Raw genomic sequence first — 4,116 nt, forward strand, 5'->3', positions numbered from 1 at the left:
AGCTTTGTTGTTAGTTGATGCTTCCCAGGGAATCGAAGCTCAAACTATGAGCAATTTGTATCTGGCAATGGAAAATGATCTGGAAATTATTCCGGTGATTAATAAGATCGATCTCATCAAGGCAGATGTTGAAGGAACAAAACATGAAATAATTGAGAATCTTGGAACAGATGAGAGTCTTATCTATCAGGTCAGTGCTCGAGATGGAATTGGAATTAATTCGTTATTAGATGGGATCATAGAGAATATTCCGGCTCCGGAAGGAAATATAAATTCACCGGCAAAAGCTCTTATCTTTGATTCCTATTTCGATATTTATCGTGGTGTTATCATCCTCATCAGAATTATTGACGGTAAATTCAAAAAAGGAGATGAAATAAAACTGTTCTCCACCAAAAAAGAATATGATATCGATGAGATCGGCTATCTTGGTTTGAAACTCGAACCCACTCAAGAGCTAACAGCAGGAGAAGTCGGATATATCATTGCTAATATCAAAGAAGTATCAGATGCAAGAGTTGGAGATACGATCACAACCAAAATTGATGGCTGCAAGGAAGCTTTACCAGGATTTGAAGAACCAAAACCAATGGTTTACAGCGGAATTTTCCCATTAGATAAAGAAGATCATGAAAATCTTCGTGAAAGTCTGGGGAAATTGAAACTTAATGATTCCGCACTTTTTTATGAACCGGAAAGTTCCCTGGCTCTTGGTTTCGGTTTCAGATGTGGATTTCTGGGAATGCTGCATCTGGAGATCGTCAAAGAAAGATTATTGAGAGAATACAATGTCCCGATCATTGCTACGACTCCCAGTGTAAAATTTATCATTAACCTTACAGATGGAACTCAGAAAACGATCTATAATCCTGTTGATATGCCTGATCCTGTTATCATCGAAACTATTGAAGAACCGATTATGGATGTCGAGATAATCGTGCCGACTGAATTTATCGGGAATATTATGAAACTGGCTCAGGAAAGAAGGGGAATCCAGAAAGATATGCAGTATATAGATGAAAAGAGAGCTTCTATCCATTACGAGATCCCACTCATCGAAATAATTTTTGATTTTTATGATAAATTAAAATCAGTTAGCCGGGGTTATGCATCTCTCGATTATTCATTCAAAGAATACAGGATTTCCAATGTAGTTAAAGTAGATATCCTGATCAATAGTGAAAAAGTCGATGCTATGTCATTCATCTGTCATGAAGAAAAAGCATATAACTGGGGAAAAAGTGTAACAGAAAAACTAAAGGATGTCATCCCGAGACAGCTATTTAAAATTGCACTTCAAGCCAGCATCGGTTCAAAAATAGTTGCCAGAAGCACGATCAATGCTTTACGGAAAAATGTTACAGCAAAATGTTACGGTGGAGATATTACCCGTAAAAGAAAACTGTTGGAAAAACAGAAGGATGGAAAAAAACGAATGAAAGAAATCGGTTCTGTATCTGTTCCCCAAGAAGCTTTTTTAGAAGTTTTAAAAGCTAATAGAGGATAAATAGAGTTTTTTTTGATTTGAAAGTTACTGTATTTTTTTATTTTTTATCCCAATTGGAATTGTCTGTCTGAAAAAAAACTTGCCTAGATTTTTATAGATTTCTTTTTTTGTTATATAGAGTGGAAAAAAAATATCGAAGATATGGTCAGAAATCGTTAATGTCGTAAATCAGGTTTTTTGAAAAGTTAATGTCGCAATTGAGGAATTTTTATTGATGTGTTAAACCAACTAAAAATGGAAAAATTAAAAGGAGAAAAACCATGAAAAAAACGAATCCGTTTTTTATCGTATCGATCGCAATATTTATTATTGCATTTTCCGCAGCAAATGCTGCCACTTACACTGTAATCAACACAAATGACAGTGGAGCAGGTTCATTAAGAGAAGCAATTATCCAGGCAAACGGAAATCCGGGATTAGACAATATCGATTTTGCTATTCCCTTAGCTGATCCAAATTACAGCAACTGGACAGGAACAGGTGATTTCTGGTGGAAGATCACTTTAGCCAGTAATTTGCCCGATATAACCGAAGATCTCGATATCGACGGTCTTTCCCAATCGACTAATATCGCAGATTCAAATCCGGGAGTTGTAGGTACCGGAGGAACTGTTGGTGTAGATGCAATTGCACTTCCTCAATATGAGAAATTGGAAATCGAGATCGATGGAAATGATTTAACTGAACCGATTAGAATTGCCGGAGATGCCAGCAATGTTCTAATTGAAGGAATTTGCATTTTTAATTCCGGAGGAGACGCTATCTTAACAAGAGGTGGAACCGGAACCGGATATGAAATCAGGAAATGCTTTATCGGCGTTCGGGCTGACGGCAGCGAACCTGCAGCTGGATTCAAAAATGAAAGTGCAGGAGTTAGAGCCAATTGGAGTGCTGGTATGTCCTCCAATATAACAACTGTTGACGAGTGTTATATTGGATATAATGGACATAGTGGTGTCATAGGCAGTAGAAATGATGAGGATAATCCTACACCTCCTTATATAGGAGCAACGATAATTGCTGAATACAATGAAGTCTTTGAAAACGGTTGGAATTCAGATTCTCAGGACGGAATCGATGGAAATGGAGCCGACAATATTATCCGTTACAATTTATGTTATGATAATAAATCCTTAATTAATAATGCCGGCTCCGGAGGTGGAATTGAAATCGGAGGATATTCCGATCTTGATAATCTTTCCAATAATATTGTTGAAAACAATACCTGCTATGGAAATCAGAATCATGGAATTGTTCTGATGAGAAGACCAACCGGAGATGAGGTTATCAAGAATGTTGTTTACGGAAACTATGGACCGGGAATTTTAGTAACGAATCGACACTATTTTGATCCTGTATTTCTGGTGCATACTTATACCAGATATGATAAAATCACTCAAAATTCTACTTATGATAATGTTGGATTAGGGATCGACTTATGTCATGTGGAATGGGATGATTATTTAAATGGAGACGAAGTAACTTTTAATAATGACATTAAAATCGACATTAATGCTAACGAAGATATGGATTTCCCGGTCATCACAGAAGCTCTTCTAACTGGTAATTCTTTAAGCCTGACAGGTTATATCGGAACAGCTCCGGATCAGGTTTTGTTTGCTGATTCAAGAGTTGAATTTTTCATCTCCAGTTTTGACGGTGTGATAGATCCAAATCCAGGTGTATCAAATGATGTTTATCCTTATCATGGAGAAGGAAAAACATATCTTGGTTTTTTAACTTCTGATGCAAACGGAAATTTTGCTGGGAACCTTGATGTTACAGGTTTTGGATTAGGAGTTGGAGACTGGATAACATCAACGGCAACTGATCCTGCTTTCAATACTTCCGAATTTGGTGAAAACAAAGAAATCGATATTCCTAGTCCCGTCGTTCTTTCATCTTTTACAGCTGACTATACCGATGGTTCTCCCAATATCATCTGGTCAACTCAAAGCGAAACCAATAATATCGGTTGGAACATTTACCGTGGAGAAGATGATGAAGATTTCCAAAATGACCTTGTTATCAGGATCAACAACCTGATGATACCAGGCTCTGGAACTACTTCTACCCCAACAGATTACAACTATCAGGATAATTATGATGTTATCGAGAATAACACTTACTGGTATTGGTTGGAAAGTAGATCAAATTCGGGTCAAACCACAATTTACGGACCAATCCCATTGACAATTCCTGATTCAGAAAATGAGGATTTCTTCCCTAATACTTTATTACATAGTAATTTCCCGAATCCATTAACGAAAACTAATAATTTTACAACAACGATCGGCTTTGAAATCAAAGAGGGTGAAACTGCGAAATTGTCTATCTTCAATGCTAAAGGACAACTTATTGAAACTCGCAGCTTTACATCAGGAATATATAATGAAGTATGGGAGGCATCAACTTACAGTTCCGGGATTTATTTCTACAGACTGGAATCTAAGAGTTATCTTAAAACTAAAAGAATGCTGCTGATCAAATAAGGTCAAATGACCAGAGGTGAAGGCACATTTGACCCAATTTCAGTTTAGTTCAAGATGACACAGAGGTTGAAAAATAAGGACTTACGAAATTCAAAATTAACCACTGGTCATTTGAAC

2 protein-coding genes are annotated in these 4,116 nt (G+C 36.8%); both read left to right on the forward strand.

The genetic code is table 11. The features are described 5' to 3' along the window. A partial coding sequence (locus ENL20_05485; protein HHE38008.1) for an elongation factor 4 occupies positions 1 to 1,507 on the forward strand: 1,507 nt, incomplete at its 5' end. 260 nt (positions 1,508 to 1,767) lie between these two features. Next, the gene (locus ENL20_05490) at positions 1,768 to 3,999 is read left to right on the forward strand and encodes a T9SS type A sorting domain-containing protein (protein ID HHE38009.1); all 2,232 of its coding nucleotides are present in this window, start codon (positions 1,768 to 1,770) and stop codon (positions 3,997 to 3,999) included. The last annotated feature ends 117 nt before the right edge of the window (positions 4,000 to 4,116 follow it).

Source organism: Candidatus Cloacimonadota bacterium (assembly GCA_011372345.1).
In the GTDB taxonomy this organism is placed as follows: Bacteria; Cloacimonadota; Cloacimonadia; order Cloacimonadales; family TCS61; genus DRTC01.